Below are 20,967 nucleotides of genomic sequence, written 5' to 3'. Positions count from 1 at the left end.
CGGAGGATCTGGGACCTTGGCTGCTCAGCCGGCAATCTTGTCCAGCGACGCCTCGATCGCCTGCCAGAGCTGCTCGACCGGCTCGCAGCCGATCGCCAGGCGAACGAAGCCCGGCGGCACGGCATCGCCACGTTTCGAGCGCCGCTCGGCCGATGTGTGCACGCCGCCGAAGGAGGTTGCCGCTTCAACAAGCCGACAGCCGTCGATGAACGCCTCGGCCTGTTCTTCGGAGCCGAGCTCGAAGGAAATCAGGAAGCCGAAGCGCTCCATCTGGACGCGCGCCAGATTGTGCGAGGCATCGCCCTCGAGCCCGGGAAAGCGCAGGCCGCCGACGGCGCGATGGTCTTTCAGGCGCCGCGCGATCGTTTCGGCCGACGAGCACATGCGGTCGAAGCGCACCTCCAGCGTTTCGAGGCCGCGATGCACGAGCCATGCTTCGAACGGCCCGGGGATGCCGCCGGCTGTCTCGCGCCAATCCTTCACCCTGGCGACAATGTCGGGATCGCGGCTCGCGACATGGCCGAAGAGAACGTCCGAATGGCCGTTGATCGCCTTGGTATCGGCCGAGACCACGATGTCGGCGCCGAGATCCAGCGGGCGCTGGCCGAAGGGCGTCATCGTCGTGTTGTCGACGATTAGGACGCCCCCTTGCGCATGGACGGCCTTGGCGACGGCGGTGATGTCGCAGATGTCCAGCCGCGGGTTCGACGGACTTTCGACAAAAACCGCCCGGTAGCCAGCAAAACCGTCGTCGAGCATGCTTGCCGTCGGCCGCAGGTCGTAGGCGACGCCGAGGGGTTTCAGGAAACGCTCCGCCAGCGCGCGCGTCGTGTGATAGCCGTCCGACGGCAAGAGGATGCGGTCGCCCGATTTGAGGAGCGCGAAAAAGGCCGCGGAAATCGCACCCATTCCTGATGGGAAGGCAACGCATTGCGCATCTTCCAGATGGCCAAGCGCGTGCTCGACCGCATGCCAGGTCGGGTTGCTGAAGCGGCCATACTGATCGAAGCCGGTCGCATCGCCCGGGGCGTGGAAGATCGAGGCCATGGTCAACGGCAACGGAATAGGATCGCCCTTGGCGAAACCGGCGCTGCGCAAATGGGCAAGTGTCGCGGCGCGTGACTTCGCAGTGTCGGACATCGGCTCGATCCTTGGTCAGGGCAGAAAACTTCAACCGACGCTATGCGCGGCGGCTGCGCGCAGCAAGCCGCGTCTTTTTGGGCCAGACGGCTCTAAACGCTTCGTTAGGCTTAATGGACGATAAAGACGAGACGTGCCTTCAGCCTGCGCTTTCTGGTTGTGGCGTGCGTGTTTGTGATGCCTGTTCCCGTTGACGCCCATAGTGCCCCATGATATCCCATTCGCATCATCAAGCTTTCGTTCCGCGTCAGGGTGAAGCGTACGCCAATCGGGCAGCCGCGGCGGCTGTGCGTTTGCCGGTTTTCGCCTCGGTGAATGAAGCGATTTGCCGCGCATGCGGCGAGGACGCGGAGAACAACATGAGGGGTGCAGCGGCAACAGCGGCTGTAGCGTTTATTGGACCGGTTTCTGTCAAACACGGTGAGCAGGATCGACGCGAAGGGGCGGGTGTCCGTTCCGGCGCATTTTCGCGCGGTGGTGCAAAAGCGCGGTTATTCGGAACTCTACGCGCTGCGTTGCCTGGACTTGCCGGCCATGGATGTCGGAGGGCTCGACCTGCTCGACCGCTACGAGCAGCGGATCGCGCTGGAAGACCCGTTCCTGCAGGCGGCGGACGACATGTCGTTCTTTTGCCATGGCGACGGGACGTTTCTGAAGCTGGACCAGGACGGCCGCATCACCATGACCGATTTCATCCGCGAGCATACGGGCATCGCGAACGAGGTGGCCTTTGTCGGCCGCGGCAATTTCTTTCAGATTTGGGAGCCGGGACGGCTTGCGGCCTATGGGGCGCAGGCGCGGGCCAGGCTTTTGCAGCTTCGGCAGGGGACGAAGCCCGGGGAGCGATCGGAATGATGGCTGGCCACGGCGATGACCCTCACGCCGTTGGCGGACTGGCCCGTCACATTCCGGTCCTCCTTGCCGAGGTGCTCGACGCGCTCGCGCCGAAGGCCGGTGAGACGATGGTCGATGGGACATTCGGCGCCGGCGGTTACACCAGCGCCATCCTCGACCGCGGCGCCTCCGTTGTCGCCATCGACCGCGACCCGGACGCAATCGCGGCGGGCCGGGCGATCGAAGAACGGGCCGGCGGCCGGCTGAGGCTTGTCCAGGCGCCGTTCTCGACGCTGGACGAGCATGTCGAGGACGCCGACGGCGTCGTGCTCGACATCGGCGTTTCCTCCATGCAGCTCGACCAGGCGGCGCGCGGTTTTTCCTTTCGCGCCGACGGGCCGCTCGACATGCGCATGGCGCAGGCTGGTCTTTCCGCCGCCGACGTCGTCAACACTTTCAAGGCGGGCGATCTTGCCCGCATCTTCGGCTTTCTCGGCGAGGAGCGCCATGCCGGCCGCATCGCGCGCATGATCGAAAGCCGGCGCGAGAAGAAGCCTTTCGAGCGCACGCTCGATCTCGCCGACGCCATCGAGACGCATATCGGGCGGGGACCGAAGGACAAGATCCATCCGGCCACGCGCGTCTTCCAAGCGCTGCGCATCTTCGTCAATGACGAGCTTGGCGAACTGGCAAGGGCGCTGCTGGCCGCCGAGCGTGTGCTGAAGCCCGGCGGACGGCTTGCCGTGGTGACGTTCCATTCGCTGGAAGACCGCATCGTCAAGCGCTTCATCGCCGACCGTTCCGAAGCCGCCAGCGGCTCGCGCCACATGCCCGACGCGCCCCAGCGCGCCGCGACCTTCCGCAAGGCCGGCGGCGGCGTGACGCCGGGGGAGGCCGAGACGGAGGCCAATCCGCGGGCGCGCTCGGCCAGGCTGCGCGCGGCGATCCGCACCGATGCCCCGGCGCGCGCCGGCGATTTTTCGATTTTCGGCCTTCCAAAACTTCCCGCCGTCGAGCGGCCGGGGGAGAGGTAAGAACGTGTTTCGTACCAGCGACATAGTCCTGATCGCCGTCATGGTCTCGGCCGCGGCCCTGACCTACAAGACGAAGCGGGAAGCCGAGGAGCAACTGGCGGCGGTGCAGAAGATACAGGCGCAGATCCATTACGAGGAAGAAACGATCGATCTCCTCAAGGCGGACTGGAGCCTGCTCACGCAGCCGTCGCGGCTGCAGAAGCTTGCCGATGTCTATAAGAGCCAGCTCGGGCTCGAACCGGTCAACGCGCACCAGATCGGCAGCCTCGACGACATCCCCGTGAAACCCGTGACCATCGAGGACCTTTCCTCGCAGCGGCTTGGCGGCATGGCCGACAATTCGGGTAAGGAGCCGTCGGACAGTAAGGATCCAGTGGTCACCGGGAGCACCGTTCAATGATCGGCGGGTTTCCAAGGATCGGTAACCTGCTGAAGCGCCGCAAGAAGCAGGCCGAGGACGGCTCGATCGTCGTCGATGCCGCCCGCAAGGCGACAGGCGGCAAGGCAAGGACGCGCATCGTCATGACGATGGCGGTGTTCTTCACCATCTATTCGACCATTGCCGGCCGGCTCGTCTATCTCGGCATGCAGAACCCGGATCTCTCGGGCGGCCCGGAGAGCCGGGTCACGGCGTCGCGTCCGGACATCGTCGACCGCAACGGCGAGGTGCTGGCGACCGACATCAAGACGGCGTCGCTGTTCGCCGAGCCGCGCCGCATCGTCGACGCCGACGAAGCGATCGAGAAATTGTCGACCGTGCTGCCGGAGATCGATTACGAGCAGACCTACCGCAAGCTCAAGAGCGGCGCCGGCTTCGTCTGGCTGCAGCGCCAGCTGACGCCGAAGCAGCAGGCCGACATCATGGCGCTGGGCGTCCCCGGCCTCGGCTTCCGTACCGAAAAGCGGCGCTTCTATCCGAGCGGCGAGACCTCGTCCTACATCGTCGGCCTCACCAACATCGACAACCAGGGCATCTCCGGCATGGAGAAGTATATCGACGAGCAGGGGCTGAGCGACCTGCAGGCGTCGGGTCTGGCGGTGGCCAGGGATCTCAAGCCGGTCAAGCTGTCGATCGATCTGCGCGTCCAGCATGTGGTGCGCGATGAGATCGCCGCCGGCCTGGAGCGCTATCGCGCATTGGGCGCCGGCGCCGTCGTGCTGAACATCAAGACAGGCGAAGTGATGGCGATGGCCTCGGTGCCGGACTTCGACCCGAACAATCCGTATAACGCACAGGAAAAAGACCGGCTGAACCGCATGTCGGCCGGCCTCTACGAGATGGGCTCGACCTTCAAGAGCTTCACCTCGGCCATGACGCTCGATTCCGGCAAGGCGACGATGGCGAGCCGCTTCGACGCGTCGCATCCGATCCGGGTCGGCCATCAGGCCATCCACGATTTCCACGGCAAGAACCGGGTGCTGTCGCTGCCGGAGGTGTTCCTCTATTCGTCCAACATCGGGTCGGCCAGGGAGGCCGAGCTGGTCGGCATCGAGGGCCATCGCGAATTCCTGCATCGCCTTGGCATCCTGGACAGGATGCAGACCGAACTGCCGGAGGTCGCGCGTCCGACCGAACCCAAGGTCTGGAAACAGGTCAATTCCTTCACCATCGCCTTTGGCCATGGCGTGTCGACGACGCCGCTGCAGGCCGCTGTCGGCTGCGCGGCGCTGATGCAGGGCTATCTGATCGAGCCGACCTTCCTGGTCCGCAGCGAGCAGGAGGCCATGGCCGTCGCCAAGAAAGTGGTCAGCGACAAGACGGTCGAAGGTATGCGCTATCTCTATACGCTCAACGCCGAGAAGGGCTCGGCCAGAAATGCCAGGGTCCCCGGCTACCGCGTTGGCGGCAAGACCGGAACAGCCGAGAAGGTCATCAACGGCCGCTACTCCAAGGAGTTGAATTTCAACACCTTCGTCGCCGCCTTCCCGATGGACGATCCGCAATTTCTGGTGTTCACGATCGCCGACGCTCCGCATCCGGAAAAGCCCGGGATGACGGACGTCGCCGCCAACAATGCGGGGGTTATGGCCGGCAATATCATCAGGCGCGCAGCGGCCATGCTTGGCGTGAAGCCAGATTTCAGCCATGAAAATGGTGCAACGCTGGTTTCCTATCAGTGATTCTTGGGGCGCGCCGGCAACTGCGCGCTATTTTGTTGCGGTGAACGGGACTCAATGCATCTAAAAGATCTAGCCGGTGTCCTGCCTGTCGAGGGAACAGCTTCCCCCGATCTGGAGGTGACCGGACTTTCCTCCGATTCCCGCTCGGTCAAGACCGGCGTCGTCTTCTTCGCACTTGCCGGCAGCAAGGCCGACGGTTCGACCTATGCCGCCGATGCCGCGGCCCGAGGCGCAGCGGCGATCGTCACCGGCAGGGGCACGGCCATCTCCGGCCTGTCGATCCCGGTTCTCGCCGTCGATGATCCGCGCTTGGCGCTGGCGCTCAGCGCGGCGCGCTTCTTCGGACGCCAGCCGCAGACAATGGTCGCTGTCACCGGCACCGCCGGAAAGACATCCGTCGCCGCCTTCACCCGCCAGATATGGGAGCAGGCGGGTTTTGCCGCCGCCTCGATCGGCACGACCGGCGTCGTGGCGCCCGGCCGCAACGAATATGGCTCACTGACGACGCCCGATCCGGTGGCGCTGCACCGATTGCTCAGGGAACTGGCGGATGCGGGCGTCACTCACGCCTCGATGGAAGCCTCGAGCCACGGTCTCGACCAGCGCCGCCTGGACGGCGTGAGGCTCGCGGCCGGCGCCTTCACCAATCTCGGCCGCGACCACATGGATTACCATCCGACGGTCGAGGATTATCACCGCGCCAAGCTGCGCCTGTTCGACACGCTGCTGCCGAAGGGCGCGCCGGCGATCGTCTTTGCCGACGACCCGTGGTCGGAGCCCACCATCAAAGCCGCGAAGGCGGCGGGACTGAAGGTGCTGACCGTCGGCCGCCATGGCGACTTCCTGACCCTCAAGCGGGTGGAGCATGAACGCCATCGCCAGCGCGCCGAGGTCGTGGCCGACGGCGTGCTCTACGAGGTCGACCTGCCTTTGGCCGGCGATTTCCAGATCGCCAACGCGCTGGTCTCGGCCGGGCTTGCCATCTCTACTGGAACGCCGGCAAGCAAGGCCCTGGCGGCATTGGAAAAATTGCAAGGCGCGCCGGGCCGGCTCGACCTCGTCGGCACCACCGCCGCCGGCGCTCCCGTCTATGTCGACTACGCGCACAAGCCCGATGCGCTGGAGAATGTGCTGACCTCGGTGCGGCCCTTCACCACCGGCCGGGTCGTCGTGGTGTTCGGCTGCGGCGGCGACCGCGATCGGGGAAAAAGGCCGATCATGGGCGAGATCGCGACGCGGCTGGCCGATGTCGTCATCGTCACCGACGACAACCCGCGCACGGAAGTGCCCGAAACCATCCGCGCGGCGATCCTTGCCGCCGCGCCCGGCGCCATCGAGATCGGCGACCGCCGCAAGGCAATCCACGAGGCGGTGGCGATGCTGCGTGCCGGCGATACGCTGATCGTCGCCGGCAAGGGGCATGAGGAAGGCCAGACCGTCGGCACCGAGACCTTCCATTTCTCCGACCATGAGGAAGTGCGCGATGCGCTGAAGGAGCGCGCCGCATGAGTTTGCTGTGGACGTCGGAAGCGCTGGTCGAAGCCATGGAAGGCAGGCCAATCGGCTCGCTGCCGGATGGCATCACCGGCATTTCCATCGACAGCCGCAGCCTGGAGCCGGGCAACGCCTTCTTCGCCATCAAGGGCGAGGCTATGGACGGCCATGATTTCGCGACAGCCGCGGTCAAGGCCGGAGCGGCGGTGCTGGTCGTCGCCGAGGGCAAGCTGCCCTCGCTCGGCCGGCTGACGGCGCCGATGATCGTCGTGCAGGACGTGCTTGCGGCCCTCGAGAAGCTCGGCGTCGCGGCCCGCGCGCGCTCGAAGGCCCGGATTATCGCGGTCACCGGCTCGGCCGGCAAGACGACCACAAAGGAAGCGCTGCGCCATGTGCTGTCGGCGGTCGGCAAGGTGCACGCCTCGGCACAGTCGTTTAACAACCATTGGGGCGTGCCGCTGACGCTGGCGCGCATGCCGCAGGATTGCGACTACGCGGTCTTCGAGGTCGGCATGAACCATCCCGGCGAGATCAGGCCGCTGGTCAAGATGGTCAGGCCGCATGTCGCCATCGTGACGATCATTGCCGCCGCCCATCTCGGCTTCTTCAAGAACCTCGACGAGATCGCCATGGCCAAGGCCGAGATTTTCGAGGGGATCGAGCCTGGCGGCGCCGCGCTGCTCAACCGTGACGATCCACGCTGGAAGCTGCTCGGGAAAATGGCGAAAGACGCCGGCGTCGAGCATGTCTACGGCTTCGGCGAAAATGCCCGCTCGGCCTTCCGTCTTGCCGGCTGCGAGCTTCATGCCGACCATTCCGAAATCGCCGTCAAGATCGGCAAGAGGGACCTGACGGCCCGTGTCGGCGCGCCCGGCCGCCATATCGTGCAGAACGTGCTGGCGGTGCTCGGCGCCGCGCAACTGGTCGGAGCCGACCTCGACAAGGTTGCGGCTGCGCTTGCCGATCTTTCGGCCGAGCGCGGGCGGGGCCGACGCCATGTCCTGCATCATCCCAACGGGCCGATCACGCTGATCGACGAGAGCTACAACGCCAATCCGGCGTCGATGGCGGCGGCCATGGCGCTGCTCAACGCCACGCCGGTCTCGGGCGAGGGCCGGCGCATCGCCGTGCTCGGCGACATGCTGGAGCTCGGCAGTCATTCGGCCAAGCTCCACGCCGCGCTTGCCGAACTGATCGTCGGCACGGGCACGCGCAACGTCTTTCTCGGCGGACCGGAAATGCAGGCGCTGGCCGAGGTTCTGCCCGCCGACGTCCACACCGAGTATCGAGCCGGCGCCGATGAGCTGAAGCCGATCGTGATCTCCGCGCTCAGGCCCGGCGACGTGGTGATGGTCAAGTCGTCGAAGGGCATCGGGTTTTCAAAGCTGGTCGAGGCATTGCTCGGCAAATTTCCGGCGGAAGCCACAAACATTAAGCCGGCCTAGGTCGGGTTCCGGGGGACGGAAGGACCATGTTCACACTGCTCGTCGATTTCGCGGACAAGATCTCGTTCTTCAACGTCTTCCGCTACATCACTTTTCGCACCGGCGGCGCGCTGATCACCTCGGCGCTGATCGTCTTCATCTTCGGGCCGACGATCATCAATTCGCTGCGCCTGCGGCAAGGCAAGGGCCAGCCGATCCGCGCCGACGGCCCGCAGACCCATTTCAAGAAGGCCGGAACGCCGACCATGGGCGGGCTGATGATCCTGTCCGGCATCATCGGGTCGTCGGTGCTATGGGCGAACCTATCCAGCATCTATGTCTGGGTGGTGCTTTTGGTCACCGTCGGCTTCGGCTCGATCGGCTTCTACGACGATTATCTCAAGGTCACCAAGCAGTCGCATCTGGGCTTTTCCGGCAAGGCGAGGCTGGCGATCGAGTTCGTCATCGCCGCCATCGCGGCGTGGGTGATCATGCATAACGGCCAGGCGCCGTTCTCGTCGTCGCTGACCTTCCCCTTCGCCAAGGAATTCCTGGTCAATCTCGGCTGGTTCTTCATCCCGTTCTCCTGCTTCGTCATCGTCGGCGCGGGCAACGCGGTGAACCTGACCGACGGTCTCGACGGCCTGGCGATCGTGCCGATCATGATCGCGGCGGCGTCCTTCGGCGTCATCGCCTATCTTTCGGGCAACGCGGTGTTCGCCGAATATCTGCAGATCCACTTCGTTCCCGGGACCGGCGAGCTCGCCGTGGTGCTCGGCGCGGTGATCGGCGCCGGCCTCGGCTTTCTCTGGTTCAACGCGCCGCCGGCCGCGATCTTCATGGGCGACACTGGCTCGCTGGCGATGGGCGGCCTCATCGGCACCATCGCGGTCGCCACCAAGCACGAGATCGTGCTGGTCATCGTCGGCGGCCTGTTCGTGGTCGAGATCCTGTCGGTCATCATCCAGGTCGGCTATTTCAAGATGACCGGCAAGCGCGTCTTCCTGATGGCGCCGATCCATCACCATTTCGAAAAGCTCGGCTGGACCGAAAGCCAGGTGGTGATCCGCTTCTGGATCATTGCCGTCATCCTGGCGCTGGTCGGCCTCTCCACCCTCAAGCTGAGATAGGACGCCCCCGTTTGATCCCCGCCGCTTCCTTTTCAGGCAAACGCGTTTCGCTCTTCGGGCTTGGCGGCTCGGGGATCGCCACCGCGCATGCGCTGATCGCGGGGGGCGCCGAGGTGCTGGCCTGGGACGACAATCCAGACAGCGTCGCCAAGGCGGCCGCCGCGGGGATTGCGACCGGCGATCTGCGCGCCGCCGACTGGCCGCTCTTCTCAGCCTTCGTGCTGTCGCCAGGGGTGCCGCTGACGCATCCGAAGCCGCATTGGACGGTGGAGTTGGCGCGCGGCGCCGGCGTCGAGGTGATCGGCGATATCGAGCTGTTCTGCCGCGAGCGCATCAGCCGCGCGCCGGCAGCGCCCTTCATCGCGATCACCGGCACCAACGGCAAGTCGACGACGACGGCGCTGACGGCGCATATCCTGAAGTCGGCGGGCCGCGACACGCAGATGGGCGGCAATATCGGCCGCGCCATCATGACGCTCGATCCGCCCGAGTCTCAACGGCACTATGTGGTCGAGTGCTCGTCCTACCAGATCGATCTCGCGCCCTCGATCAACCCGACCGCCGGCATCCTGCTCAACCTGACGCCCGACCATCTCGACCGGCACGGCACCATGGCGCATTACGCCTCGATCAAGGAAAGGCTGGTTGCGGGCAGCGACACCGCGATCGTCGGCGTCGACGATTCCTGGGGCGCCCAGATCGCGGACCGGCTGGAGCGGGCTGGGCGGCAGGTGATCCGCATTTCCAAGCGCCTGCCTTTGACCGACGGCTATTTCGCCGACGGCGCCAATCTGATGGAAGCCGTGCATGGCCGATACAGCCGCGTCGCCTTCCTCGAAGGCATCGGCTCGCTGCGCGGCCAGCACAATGCGCAGAACGCGCTGGCGGCCGTCGTCGCTTGCCTCAAGGTCGGGCTCGAGCTTGGCGAGATCCAGGCCGGGCTTGAAAGCTTCCCCGGGCTGGCGCACCGCATGGAGCAGGTCGGCCGCAAGGACCATGTGCTGTTCGTCAACGATTCCAAGGCGACCAATGCCGATGCGGCGGCGCCCGCGCTGTCGAGCTTCGCCAATCGTATCTACTGGATCGCCGGCGGCTTGCCCAAGGAAGGCGGCATCGAGCCGCTGCGCGGCTTCTTCCCGCGCATCGCCAAGGCCTATCTGATCGGCGAGGCGGCGCCCGCCTTTGCCGCGACGCTCGGCGAGACGGTGCCTTACGAAATATCCGGAACGCTTGCGGCGGCGGTCGAGCATGCCGCCCATGACGCGGCCCGCGACACCGGCGGCGAGGCCGTGGTGCTGCTGTCGCCGGCCTGCGCCAGTTTCGACCAGTTCAAGAATTTCGAAGTTCGCGGCGAAGCCTTCAGGCAAGCTGCGACTGCTATTGATGGTGTGAAACCCATCGGAGGGCCACGTTGATGCAAAGCCGTCTCGACAAAAGTCCTGTCGCCACGTGGTGGTGGACGATCGATCGCTGGTTCCTGGCCGCGTTCCTGTCGCTGATGGGGCTGGGCATCGTCTTGTCCTTCGCCGCAAGCCCCGCGGTGGCCGAGCGCATCGGCCTCGACAGTTTTCACTTCGCCACCAGACAGGTCATCTTCACCATCCCGGCGCTCATCGTCATGCTCGCGGTCTCCTTCCTGCAGGCGCGGCAGATCAGGCGCATGTCGCTGGTGATGCTCTGCATCATGCTGGTGCTGATGGTGGCGGTGCTCTACATCGGCGTCGAGGTGAAGGGCGCGCGCCGCTGGGTGTCGCTCGCCGGGCTTTCCATCCAGCCGTCCGAATTCCTGAAACCCGCCTTCGTCATCATCTGCGCATGGCTCTTTGCCGAGCACAGGCGTCAGCCCGACATTCCGGGCAATCTGTTCGCCATGCTCTTGCTTGCGCTGGTCATCTCGCTCCTGGTGGCGCAGCCCGACCTCGGCCAGACCATGCTGGTGACGGGCACCTGGGGCGTCATGTTCTTCATGGCCGGTCTGCCGTGGCTATGGATCGTCGCTCTCGGCGCCGTCGGGGCAAGCGGCCTGTTCGCCGCCTATTCGGTGTTCCCGCACGTTGCCCTGCGCATCGACAAGTTCCTGACCGGCGAAGGCGATACATTTCAGGTCGACATGGGCCGCGAGGCGCTGATCAACGGCAGCTGGTTCGGTGTTGGGCCCGGTGAGGGAACCGTCAAGCGCATTGTTCCGGATGCTCATACCGATTTCGTCTTCTCGGTCGCGGGCGAAGAGTTCGGGCTGATCATGTGCTTCTTCATCATGTCGATCTTCGCCTTCATCGTGCTGCGCGGCTTGAACATCGCGCTCAAGGAGCATGACGATTTCACCCGCTACGCCGTCGGTGGACTGGTCACCGTCTTCGGCCTGCAATCGGCCATCAACATGTGCGTGAACCTGCAATTGATGCCCGCCAAGGGCATGACGCTGCCCTTCATCTCCTATGGCGGCTCCTCGCAGATCGCCATCGCCGTCTCGATGGGCATGGTGCTCGCATTGACGCGCAAGCGTCCGGAAAAGCGCAAGCAGATGGGCTTCGTCCTTTCGCAGCGCGCAATGCCGGCGGAATGAGGCAGGATGGCGAAGGGTGTCATCCTGCTTGCGGCCGGTGGAACGGGCGGACATCTGTTTCCGGCCGAGGCGCTGGCGCATGAACTGATCGAACGCGGCTGGAAGGTGCATCTTGCCACCGACCATCGCGCCGAGCGCTATTCCGGCCATTTCCCGGCGGCCGATATCCACACGATCCCCTCGGCCACGCTGGGATCGAAGAATCCCGTCGCCGTGCTCTCGGCCTTCTGGAAGATCTGGCAGGGCGTGCGGCAGGCCGGCGGGGTGATCGCCAGGATCAAGCCGGAGGCGGTCGTCGGCTTCGGTGGCTATCCGACGCTGCCGCCGCTCTATGCGGCGACAAGGCGAAGAGTGCCGACGCTGATCCATGAGCAGAACGCCGTCATGGGCCGCGCCAACAAGGCGCTTGCCAGCCGCGTCGACGCGATCGCCGGCGGCTTCCTGCCGGAGGGCGCCAGCGCTGACGGCGCAAAGACGGTGACCACCGGCAATCCGGTCCGGCCGCAGGTGCTCGAAGCGGCGAAGACGCCGTATGTCGCATCGAACGAAGGCGAACCGTTCCGCTTCCTGGTGTTCGGCGGCAGCCAGGGCGCGCAGTTCTTTTCCGATGCCGTTCCAGCGGCGGTCGCGCTGCTGCCCGAAGAGCTACGCAAGCGGCTGGCGATCACCCAGCAGGCGCGCGCCGAGGATGTGGCGCGGGTGAAGGCCGCCTATGCCGACCTCCGCGTCGACGTCCAGGTTTCGCCCTTCTTCACCGACATGGCGGCGCGCATCGCGACGGCGCATCTGGTGATGTCGCGCTCCGGCGCTTCGACGGTTTCGGAGATCGCCGTCATCGGCCGGCCGGCGCTGCTGGTGCCTTATCCGCATGCGCTCGATCACGACCAGGCGGCGAATGCCGCCGCGCTCGCAGCCGCCGGCGGGGCCGAGCTTCATCCGCAGTCCACGCTGTCGGCGGAACGGATCGCCGAGCTGGTCGGCGGGCTGATCAAGGACCCGAACCGGCTGGCGACCATGGCCGCAGCCGCCCGCTCGGCCGGGAAACCGAACGCGGCGCGGTTGCTCGCCGATCTGACAGAGGCTATTGCGTCCGGCAAAACGGTTTCGGACTATAGGAGGACGCGCGCATGAAGATGCCGCAGACAATCGGCCTCGTGCATTTCATCGGCATCGGCGGCATCGGCATGAGCGGCATCGCCGAGGTGCTGCACAATCTCGGCTACAAGGTGCAGGGGTCCGACCAGGCCGACGGCGCCAATGTGCAGCGGCTGCGCGACAAGGGCATCGAATGCTTCGTCGGCCACAGGGCCGAGAATCTCGGCGACGCCGAAGTCGTGGTCGTTTCGACCGCCATCAAGAAGTCCAACCCGGAACTGAAAGCCGCGCGCGAAAAGCTGCTGCCGATCGTCCGTCGGGCCGAGATGCTGGCCGAGCTGATGCGTTTCCGCCAGGCCGTCGCCATCGGCGGCACGCATGGCAAGACGACGACCACTTCGATGGTGGCGACGCTGCTCGAGGCCGGCGGGCTCGACCCGACCGTCATCAATGGCGGCATCATCAATGCCTACGGCACCAATGCGCGCATGGGCGATGGCGAGTGGATGGTGGTCGAAGCCGATGAGAGCGACGGCACGTTCCTGAAATTGCCGGCCGACATCGCCGTCGTCACCAACATCGATCCCGAGCACCTCGACCATTATGGCAGCTTCGACAAGGTGCGCGAGGCCTTCCGCCAGTTCGTCGAGAACGTGCCGTTCTACGGTTTCGGCGTGATGTGCACCGACCATCCGGAAGTGCAGGCTCTGGTCGGCCGCATCGAGGACCGGCGCGTCATCACCTATGGCGAGAACGCGCAGGCCGATGTGCGCTTCTCCAACCACCGCATGCAGGGCGCAATCTCCGAATTCGATGTGGTGATCCGCGACCGCAAGGGGCGCGGTACCTCGACGATCAAGGATCTGCGCCTGCCGATGCCCGGCCGGCACAACGTCTCCAACGCGACGGCGGCGATCGCGGTCGCGCATGAGCTTGGCCTCTCGGCCGAGGCGATCAAGAAGGGCCTGTCGTCCTTCGCCGGCGTCAAGCGGCGCTTCACCCGTACCGGCTCGTGGAACGGCGTCGAGGTGTTCGACGACTACGGCCACCATCCGGTCGAGATCGCAGCGGTGCTGAAGGCCGCGCGCAGCGCGACGAAGGGGCGGGTGATCGCCATCGCGCAGCCGCATCGCTTCACCCGCCTGCACGACCTCTTCGAGGAATTCTCGGTCTGCTTCAACGACGCCGACACGGTGATGGTGGCCCCGGTCTATGCGGCCGGCGAGGAACCTATCGAAGGCGTGACTTCCGACGCGCTGGTGTCGCGCATCCGCTCTGGCGGCCACCGCGACGCGCGCTATATCGATGGCGCGGCGGCGATCGCGCCTGCCATTCGCGAGCTCGCCAAGCCTGGCGATTTCGTCGTCTTCCTCGGCGCCGGCAACATCACGCAGTGGGCCTACGCGCTGCCCAAGGAACTTGGTGGGACGCCCTCATGATGCGCGGCCAGGATCTCATCGACAAGTTGGGCGACAAGCTTTCCGGCCTGCGCGGCCGCATCACGCCGAACGCGGAGATGGACAAGATCACCTGGTTCCGGGCCGGCGGCCTCGCCGAGACGCTGTTCCAGCCGGCCGACGAGGAAGATCTCGCGGCCTTCCTGCGCGCGGTGCCTGAAGAGATACCGGTCATGGTGGTCGGCGTTGGCTCCAACCTTCTCGTGCGCGACGGCGGCATTCCCGGTTTCGTCGTCAGGCTCTCGGCCAAGGGCTTTGGCGAGGCCGAGGCCACCGGGCCGACCACGATCAAGGCAGGCGCCGCAACGCCGGACAAACGTGTCGCCGCCGTGGCCTATGAGGCCGGCATCGGCGGCTTCCATTTCTACCATGGCATTCCCGGCGCCATCGGCGGCGCGCTGCGCATGAATGCCGGCGCCAATGGCGTCGAGACCCGCGAGCGGGTCGTCGAGGTGAGGGCGCTCGACCGCAAGGGCAATCTCCATACGCTCAGCAATGCCGATATGGGCTATGGCTATCGCCATTCGTCCGCTCCTGTCGGCCTGATCTTCACTTCGGCGGTCTTCGAAGGCATCTTGGAGGACAAGGCGGCGATCAAGGCGGCGATGGATGCCGTGCAGAACCACCGCGAGACGGTGCAGCCGATCCGCGAAAAAACCGGCGGCTCGACCTTCAAGAATCCGGAAGGCACCTCGGCCTGGAAGGAGATCGACAAGGCCGGCTGTCGCGGGTTGATGATCGGCGGCGCGCAGATGTCGCCGATGCATTGCAACTTCATGATCAACACCGGCACGGCGACCGGCTACGACCTCGAATATCTCGGCGAGACGGTGCGGGCGCGGGTGCTCGAGAATTCCGGCATCCGGCTGCACTGGGAGATCAAGCGCCTCGGCAATTTCCGCCCCGGCCATGCGGTGCAGGAGTTCCTCGGCCAGCTCCTTTAGCTCAGGCTGAAGTTCATGTGATGCTTGACCTTCCAGCGATCTGAAATGGCCGCAAAACCGTTGCTTCAAAGACTCACAATTCACTTTTTGCGGCTGTTTTCGCGGAAAGTGAATCTCTCGGAATCATAGGCACTTGCCAGCGAATCAACTCTCTGATTCTCTGCTCTAAAGCGTTTCCTGATTTGAGTCGTTCGACGCGTTAAGTCGCGTTTTCCGTCTGGGGGGGCAACCTGCCGGAAGACTCGGACTCAATGCTTGGAAATGCGGTGCGGGAATATCGGTTGCAGGCCCGGCGTGAGAGGGGATGACGGGAATGAAGAAGAAGCATGTGGCTGTCCTCCTCGGTGGATTCTCCTCGGAGCGGCCCGTGTCTCTGTCCTCGGGGAAGGCGTGTGCGGATGCGCTCGAGAATGAAGGCTATCAGGTCACCCGTGTCGATGTTTCGCGCGATGTCGGGGCTGTCCTTGCCGAGCTCAAGCCTGACGTCGCTTTCAATGCGCTGCACGGTCCGTTCGGCGAGGACGGCACCATCCAGGGAATTCTCGAATATCTCGCAATTGCCTACACCCATTCGGGCGTGCTCGCTTCGGCGCTGGCCATGAACAAGGAGCAGGCCAAGAAGGTTGCCAAAGCGGCCGGCATCCCGGTCGCGGAATCGAAAGTCGTCAACCGCTTCGCCATCCAGAACAAGCATCCGATGAAGCCGCCTTATGTGGTCAAACCGGTCAGTGAGGGATCGAGCTTCGGCGTGGTCATCGTGCATGAGGGGCAGTCGCATCCGCCGCAGGTGATCGGCTCTACCGAATGGCGGTATGGCGAGATCGTCATGGTCGAGCGCTACATCCATGGGCGCGAATTGACCTGCGCCGTGATGGGCGACGTGGCGCTCGGCGTCTGCGAGATCATCCCGACCGGACATTCCTTCTACGATTACGATTCAAAATACGTTCCCGGCGGATCAAAACACGAAATCCCTGCTAAAATTTCACCGAATATTTACCAAAAAATACAGACACTGGCCCTCAAGGCTCATCTTGCCATTGGTTGCCGGGGCGTTTCCCGATCGGACTTCCGTTACGACGACCGTCACTCCGAAAACGGCGAGGTTGTCTGGCTCGAGGTCAACACTCAGCCGGGCATGACGCCGACGTCTCTGGTGCCTGAAATCGCCGCGCAAGCGGGGCACTCGTTCGGCGATTTGTTGAGTTGGATGGTGGAGGACGCTTCGTGTCTGCGTTGAGGTGGGGACAGGGTAATGGCGGTGGCGCGGCTGGTTTCGCGCTGTTCGGCATGTCTCTGTCATTCGACCGTTTCGTATTGCCGCGTCAGTTTCGCCGGCCGATGCGCGTACTGGCGCGCCTGTGCGGCGGCGAATATGAGGCGCCGCGCTTTTCGGCGGTGATCCTATCCGCCGCGCTGATCGCATCCAGCAGCGCCTACGGCGCCTATCTCGGCGGCTACAGCGACAGCATCGTGCAGGGTGTGACGGCGCGCACCGGCTTTGCCGTCGACCAGATCAAGGTGGTCGGCAACCGCCAGACGTCCGAAATCGACGTGCTCGACCGGCTCGGCCTCGACGGTTGGACCTCGCTGATCGGCTTCGACGCCGAATCGGCCCGCGAGCGCATCGCGACGCTGCCCTGGGTCGAGGGTGCGGCGGTCCGCAAGATCTATCCGCATACGCTGGAAGTTCGCATCGAGGAGCGTCAGCCCTTCGCGCTTTGGCAGCAGGGCACTTCGGTTTCGGTCATCGAGCGGTCGGGCGAGGTGATCGCTCCGTTCTCGGGCGGCAAGCAGGCGTTGCTCCCGCTGATCATCGGTGCCGGCGCGCCGGCGATGGCGCCAGCCTTTCTCGCCAAGATCGAGCGCTACCCCGAGCTCGCGGCGCGGGTCAAAGGTTACATCCGTGTCGGCGAGCGCCGCTGGGACCTGAAGCTTGAGAACGGCATCACGATCAAGCTGCCGGAAGACGACGAGGACCAGGCGATCGCCGAGCTCATCAAGATCGATCATGACAACGGGCTTTTGACGCGCGACATCGCCGCCGTCGATATGCGGCTCCCCGATCGGCTGGTCGTGGAGCTTTCGCCGGAAGCCGCGACGCAGCGCGAAGCCGCGCTCAGCGACAAGCCGAAGAGCCTGGCCAAGCGCAAGGCGGGGACAAAGATATGAACTGGCTTGGCGGCAGTACCGATGCTTCCTCGCGCCGGTCGGGCACGCTCACGGTGCTCGATGTCGGCTCCAGCAAGGTTTGCTGCGTGGTGGCGAAGCTCAAGCCGAACGAGGACGGCAAGCTCCTGCGCGGACGTTCGCATCGCATCCAGGTAATCGGCATCGGTCACCAGAAGTCGCAGGGCGTGAAGTCCGGCGTGGTGGTCGATCTCGATCGCGCCGAGCATGCCATCCGGCTTGCCGTCGATGCGGCCGAGCGCATGGCCGGGCTCACGGTCGATTCCCTCATCGTCAACATGACGGCGGGCCGGCTGAAGAGCGAAGCCTTCTCGGCGACCATCAATCTCGGTGGTCATCAGGTCGAGGAAGTCGACATCAAGCGCGTGCTCGCCGCCGGCGCCAAGCAGGCGTTGAGGGCCGAGCGCGAGGTGATCCATTCGCTGCCCGTCGGCTTCTCGCTCGACGGCGAGCGCGGCATGCGCGATCCGCGCGGCATGGTGGGCGATGCGCTTGGCGTCGACATGCACGTGCTGACGGGCGATGCCGCGCCGATGCGCAATCTCGAGCTTTGCATCAACCGCTCGCATCTGTCGGTCGAACGCATGGTGGCGACGCCCTATGCCAGCGGGCTTGCCTCGCTGGTCGACGATGAGCTCGAAATGGGCGCCGCCTGTATCGACATGGGCGGCGGCACGACGACCATCTCGGTCTTCTCGGAAGGCAAGTTCGTCCATGGCGACGCCATCGCCATCGGCGGCAACCATGTGACGCTCGACATGGCCAAGGGCCTGTCGACCTCGCTCGATGCCGCGGAGCGGCTGAAGGTCATGCATGGCTCGGCGCTGCCCGGCAGCGCCGACGACCGCGACCTCGTCTCGATCCAGCCGATCGGCGAGGAGGGCGACGTGCCGCTGCAGATCCCGCGTTCGGTGATGACGCGCATCATCCGCGCCCGCATCGACGAGACGCTGGAGCTTCTGCGCGACCGGCTGAACAAGTCCGGCTACGGCAATGCCGTCGGCAAACGCGTCGTGCTCACCGGCGGCGCCAGCCAACTGGCCGGCCTGCCGGAAGCGGCGCGCCGCATTCTCGGGCGCAATGTGCGCATCGGCCGGCCGCTGGGCGTCGCGGGTCTGCCGGAAGCGGCCAAGGGACCGGCATTCTCGACCCCGGTCGGACTGATGATCTATCCGCAGATGGCGAGCTTCGAGAGCCATTCTGCGAAAGGACTTTCCGGTTTCAGGATGACCGGAACGGGCGGAAAACTGCATCGCATGAGTCAGTGGTTGAGAGACAGTTTTTAATTTGACGGGGACAGCCCCATAGGCGGCCGCAGCGGCGAGGCGGCGGGAAAGGCAAAGGACGGAGACAATGACCATCAATCTGCAAAAGCCGGACATCACCGAGCTTAAGCCCCGCATCACCGTGTTCGGTGTCGGCGGCGGCGGCGGCAATGCCGTGAACAACATGATCACAGCCGGCCTGCGCGGCGTCGAGTTCGTGGTGGCCAACACCGACGCGCAGGCGCTGACCATGTCGAAGGCCGAGCGGTTGATCCAGCTCGGCGCGCACGTCACCGAAGGTCTCGGCGCCGGCTCGCAGCCGGAAGTCGGCCGCGCGGCGGCGGAAGAGTGCATCGACGAGATCATCGATCATCTGTCCAACACCCATATGTGCTTCGTCACCGCCGGCATGGGCGGCGGCACCGGCACGGGCGCTGCTCCGGTCGTTGCCCGCGCGGCGCGCGAGAAGGGCATCCTCACGGTCGGCGTCGTCACCAAGCCGTTCCATTTCGAAGGCCAGCGCCGCATGAAGACGGCCGATATGGGCATCGAGGAACTGCAGAAATGCGTCGACACCCTGATCGTCATCCCCAACCAGAACCTGTTTCGGCTGGCCAATGACAAGACCACCTTCGCCGACGCCTTCGCCATGGCCGACCAGGTGCTCTACTCGGGCGTCGCCTGCATCACCGACCTGATGGTCAAGGAAGGCCTGATCAATCTCGACTTCGCCGACGTGCGTTCGGTGATGCGCGAGATGGGCAAGGCCATGATGGGCACCGGCGAGGCTTCGGGCGAGGGCCGCGCGATGGCCGCGGCGGAAGCCGCTATCGCCAACCCGCTGCTCGACGAGACCTCGATGAAGGGCGCCAAGGGCCTGCTGATCTCGATCACCGGCGGCCGCGACCTCACGCTGTTCGAGGTGGACGAGGCCGCGACCCGCATCCGCGAGGAGGTCGACCAGGACGCCAACATCATCCTGGGCGCAACCTTCGACGAGGAACTGGAAGGCGTGATCCGGGTGTCGGTCGTCGCCACCGGCATCGACAAGTCGGCGGCCGAAATCGCGGCCGCGCCGATCTCGATCCGCGCGCCGCAGAAGCCGGCCGCCCGTCCGGCGGCGGCTCCGGTCGCTGAAATCCGCCCCGCTCCGGTCCAGCCGCAGGCCTACGAGCCGCGCGCGGTCGATCCGGTCGCCGAGGCGATCCAGCTTGCCGAGGCAAACGCGGCCGCCATGGCGCAGCCGCGCGCCGTGCCGGTCGACGACTTCCGGCCGCAGAGCAAGATCTTCCAGGCCCCGCCGGCGCAGCCGCAGCCGCAACCAGTGGTGCCGCAGCAGGTCATGCAGCAGCCCGCGCCGCAGCGCGAGATGCCGCAGCCGGTGGCCCAGGCGCCGCAGCGTATGCCGCGGGTGGAAGACTTTCCGCCGGTGGTAAGGGCTGAAGTCGAAGCCAAGACCCGGCCCGCGGATCATGAGAACAGCGGTCCGATGGGGCTGATCAAGCGGCTGACCAACGGCCTGACCCGCCGCGAGGAAGAGCCGGCCCGGCTCCAGCCGGCGCAGCCGCGCGAGCCGAAGCTGCGCCAGGCCGCGCCGGAAATGCGCCGTCTCGCCAGCCAGGATCCGCAGCTCTACGCGCCGCGCCGCGGCCAGCTCGACGACCAGGGCCGGCTGACGCCGCAGGCCCGCACGGTTCAGGAAGACGACCAGCTGGAAATTCCGGCTTTCCTGCGCCGCCAGGCCAACTGATCGACACGGCGGCGCCGATCGCCGATACGGCGTGCCGCTGATCGCGATACAGCATGCCGCTGATCGTTAACGATATATAACGGTTGTTAACAGGCAGACGAGAAATCGTCTGCCTGTTGCTTTTGTAATATTCATTAATAACAATGGCTTATGAGCTATCTTTGACAGGTTTCCGTGGTTACACGGGGTAAGAAACCGTGATTTGGAGTCTCCAGGGCGGGCCATTATCTTCGCGACGGACTAAAGTCGGTTAGCTGGGATTCGGGGAGTAGCCCTGCCTGCCGACCATACCAGAGCCGCATGCTCTTGCTTATTTTGCCGCCTTTGTGCGAGCGCCAGACCAACACCCTGGCTGCAAGATACCCAGGGCCGATGGAGCGGACGCAGGCATTTTGGGCGTATGGGGTTACTCTTGCACGACTATCAGACGACAGTGAAATCGCGCGCGACGCTGGCTGGCATCGGCGTCCATAGCGGCAAGACCGTCACAGTTCATTTCCTGCCGGCGGACGCCGATACGGGC

The 20,967-nt window shown here is 65.1% G+C and carries 18 protein-coding genes; 17 read left to right on the top strand and 1 reads right to left on the bottom strand.

Annotated elements, in window-relative coordinates:
* Positions 1-24: 24 nt before the first annotated feature.
* Positions 25-1,140 carry a cystathionine gamma-lyase gene (locus tag FJ471_RS22300; protein WP_140806903.1) on the bottom strand — a complete coding sequence of 372 codons (1,116 nt, stop codon included), beginning with the start codon at positions 1,138-1,140 and terminating at the stop codon, positions 25-27.
* Between the two features lie 396 nt (positions 1,141-1,536).
* Here FJ471_RS22300 and mraZ point away from each other — a divergent pair, with 396 nt between their 5' ends.
* From mraZ to FJ471_RS22215, 17 genes are all read left to right on the top strand, one after another.
* Positions 1,537-1,995: a division/cell wall cluster transcriptional repressor MraZ gene (gene mraZ, locus FJ471_RS22295; protein ID WP_140806902.1), complete on the top strand. Its 459-nt coding sequence runs from the start codon at positions 1,537-1,539 to the stop codon at positions 1,993-1,995.
* Positions 1,992-3,008 carry a 16S rRNA (cytosine(1402)-N(4))-methyltransferase RsmH gene (gene rsmH, locus FJ471_RS22290; RefSeq protein WP_140806901.1) on the top strand — a complete coding sequence of 339 codons (1,017 nt, stop codon included), beginning with the start codon at positions 1,992-1,994 and terminating at the stop codon, positions 3,006-3,008. The genes mraZ and rsmH overlap by 4 nt, the downstream gene beginning before the upstream one ends.
* A 4-nt stretch (positions 3,009-3,012) precedes the next feature.
* Complete coding sequence (locus tag FJ471_RS22285; protein ID WP_140806900.1) at positions 3,013-3,408, top strand: hypothetical protein; 396 nt, start codon at positions 3,013-3,015, stop codon at positions 3,406-3,408.
* Positions 3,405-5,129 carry a penicillin-binding protein 2 gene (locus FJ471_RS22280; protein WP_140806899.1) on the top strand — a complete coding sequence of 575 codons (1,725 nt, stop codon included), beginning with the start codon at positions 3,405-3,407 and terminating at the stop codon, positions 5,127-5,129. Before FJ471_RS22285 ends, FJ471_RS22280 begins: the two co-directional genes overlap by 4 nt.
* A gap of 54 nt (positions 5,130-5,183) precedes the next feature.
* Positions 5,184-6,638, top strand: coding sequence for a UDP-N-acetylmuramoyl-L-alanyl-D-glutamate--2,6-diaminopimelate ligase (locus tag FJ471_RS22275; protein ID WP_140806898.1), 1,455 nt, complete (start codon positions 5,184-5,186; stop codon positions 6,636-6,638).
* Complete coding sequence (locus tag FJ471_RS22270) at positions 6,635-8,068, top strand: UDP-N-acetylmuramoylalanyl-D-glutamyl-2,6-diaminopimelate--D-alanyl-D-alanine ligase (RefSeq protein ID WP_140806897.1); 1,434 nt, start codon at positions 6,635-6,637, stop codon at positions 8,066-8,068. Before FJ471_RS22275 ends, FJ471_RS22270 begins: the two co-directional genes overlap by 4 nt.
* 26 nt (positions 8,069-8,094) lie before the next feature.
* Complete coding sequence (gene mraY, locus FJ471_RS22265; protein WP_140806896.1) at positions 8,095-9,177, top strand: phospho-N-acetylmuramoyl-pentapeptide-transferase; 1,083 nt, start codon at positions 8,095-8,097, stop codon at positions 9,175-9,177.
* 11 nt (positions 9,178-9,188) lie between these two features.
* Positions 9,189-10,592, top strand: coding sequence for a UDP-N-acetylmuramoyl-L-alanine--D-glutamate ligase (murD, locus tag FJ471_RS22260; RefSeq protein WP_140806895.1), 1,404 nt, complete (start codon positions 9,189-9,191; stop codon positions 10,590-10,592).
* Positions 10,592-11,743 (top strand): putative lipid II flippase FtsW, encoded by a 1,152-nt coding sequence (ftsW, locus tag FJ471_RS22255; RefSeq protein ID WP_140806894.1) that lies wholly within the window; start codon positions 10,592-10,594, stop codon positions 11,741-11,743. Before murD ends, ftsW begins: the two co-directional genes overlap by 1 nt.
* Positions 11,744-11,749: 6 nt before the next feature.
* Complete coding sequence (gene murG / locus FJ471_RS22250) at positions 11,750-12,874, top strand: undecaprenyldiphospho-muramoylpentapeptide beta-N-acetylglucosaminyltransferase (RefSeq protein ID WP_140806893.1); 1,125 nt, start codon at positions 11,750-11,752, stop codon at positions 12,872-12,874.
* Positions 12,871-14,277 carry a UDP-N-acetylmuramate--L-alanine ligase gene (murC, locus tag FJ471_RS22245; protein ID WP_140806892.1) on the top strand — a complete coding sequence of 469 codons (1,407 nt, stop codon included), beginning with the start codon at positions 12,871-12,873 and terminating at the stop codon, positions 14,275-14,277. Before murG ends, murC begins: the two co-directional genes overlap by 4 nt.
* Complete coding sequence (gene murB / locus FJ471_RS22240) at positions 14,274-15,239, top strand: UDP-N-acetylmuramate dehydrogenase (RefSeq protein ID WP_140806891.1); 966 nt, start codon at positions 14,274-14,276, stop codon at positions 15,237-15,239. The genes murC and murB overlap by 4 nt, the downstream gene beginning before the upstream one ends.
* Positions 15,240-15,552: 313 nt before the next feature.
* Positions 15,553-16,479, top strand: coding sequence for a D-alanine--D-alanine ligase (locus tag FJ471_RS22235; RefSeq protein WP_140806890.1), 927 nt, complete (start codon positions 15,553-15,555; stop codon positions 16,477-16,479).
* Positions 16,467-17,411 (top strand): cell division protein FtsQ/DivIB, encoded by a 945-nt coding sequence (locus FJ471_RS22230; RefSeq protein WP_140806889.1) that lies wholly within the window; start codon positions 16,467-16,469, stop codon positions 17,409-17,411. Before FJ471_RS22235 ends, FJ471_RS22230 begins: the two co-directional genes overlap by 13 nt.
* Positions 17,408-18,715 carry a cell division protein FtsA gene (gene ftsA, locus FJ471_RS22225; protein WP_140806888.1) on the top strand — a complete coding sequence of 436 codons (1,308 nt, stop codon included), beginning with the start codon at positions 17,408-17,410 and terminating at the stop codon, positions 18,713-18,715. The genes FJ471_RS22230 and ftsA overlap by 4 nt, the downstream gene beginning before the upstream one ends.
* Before the next feature lie 67 nt (positions 18,716-18,782).
* The gene (gene ftsZ / locus FJ471_RS22220; RefSeq protein WP_140806887.1) at positions 18,783-20,444 is read left to right on the top strand and encodes a cell division protein FtsZ; all 1,662 of its coding nucleotides are present in this window, start codon (positions 18,783-18,785) and stop codon (positions 20,442-20,444) included.
* Positions 20,445-20,844: 400 nt separating this feature from the next.
* Positions 20,845-20,967, top strand: a 123-nt coding sequence (locus tag FJ471_RS22215; protein ID WP_181179644.1) for a UDP-3-O-acyl-N-acetylglucosamine deacetylase, incomplete at its 3' end; no start/stop codon positions are given.

It is taken from the genome of Mesorhizobium sp. B2-7-1, from assembly GCF_006440735.1.
GTDB lineage: Bacteria > Pseudomonadota > Alphaproteobacteria > Rhizobiales > Rhizobiaceae > Mesorhizobium.
This window is presented reverse-complemented; position numbering and strand designations above follow the sequence as displayed.

What these genes read in the sequence shown, in the direction of transcription:
- FJ471_RS22300 (WP_140806903.1), bottom strand. Translation starts at nt 1,140, where the DNA reads ATGTCCGACACTGCGAAGTCACGCGCCGCGACACTTGCCCATTTGCGC.
- rsmH (WP_140806901.1), top strand. Translation starts at nt 1,992, where the DNA reads ATGATGGCTGGCCACGGCGATGACCCTCACGCCGTTGGCGGACTGGCC.
- FJ471_RS22280 (WP_140806899.1), top strand. Translation starts at nt 3,405, where the DNA reads ATGATCGGCGGGTTTCCAAGGATCGGTAACCTGCTGAAGCGCCGCAAG.
- FJ471_RS22275 (WP_140806898.1), top strand. Translation starts at nt 5,184, where the DNA reads ATGCATCTAAAAGATCTAGCCGGTGTCCTGCCTGTCGAGGGAACAGCT.
- FJ471_RS22270 (WP_140806897.1), top strand. Translation starts at nt 6,635, where the DNA reads ATGAGTTTGCTGTGGACGTCGGAAGCGCTGGTCGAAGCCATGGAAGGC.
- mraY (WP_140806896.1), top strand. Translation starts at nt 8,095, where the DNA reads ATGTTCACACTGCTCGTCGATTTCGCGGACAAGATCTCGTTCTTCAAC.
- ftsW (WP_140806894.1), top strand. Translation starts at nt 10,592, where the DNA reads ATGCAAAGCCGTCTCGACAAAAGTCCTGTCGCCACGTGGTGGTGGACG.
- murG (WP_140806893.1), top strand. Translation starts at nt 11,750, where the DNA reads ATGGCGAAGGGTGTCATCCTGCTTGCGGCCGGTGGAACGGGCGGACAT.
- murC (WP_140806892.1), top strand. Translation starts at nt 12,871, where the DNA reads ATGAAGATGCCGCAGACAATCGGCCTCGTGCATTTCATCGGCATCGGC.
- murB (WP_140806891.1), top strand. Translation starts at nt 14,274, where the DNA reads ATGATGCGCGGCCAGGATCTCATCGACAAGTTGGGCGACAAGCTTTCC.
- FJ471_RS22235 (WP_140806890.1), top strand. Translation starts at nt 15,553, where the DNA reads ATGAAGAAGAAGCATGTGGCTGTCCTCCTCGGTGGATTCTCCTCGGAG.
- ftsA (WP_140806888.1), top strand. Translation starts at nt 17,408, where the DNA reads ATGAACTGGCTTGGCGGCAGTACCGATGCTTCCTCGCGCCGGTCGGGC.
- ftsZ (WP_140806887.1), top strand. Translation starts at nt 18,783, where the DNA reads ATGACCATCAATCTGCAAAAGCCGGACATCACCGAGCTTAAGCCCCGC.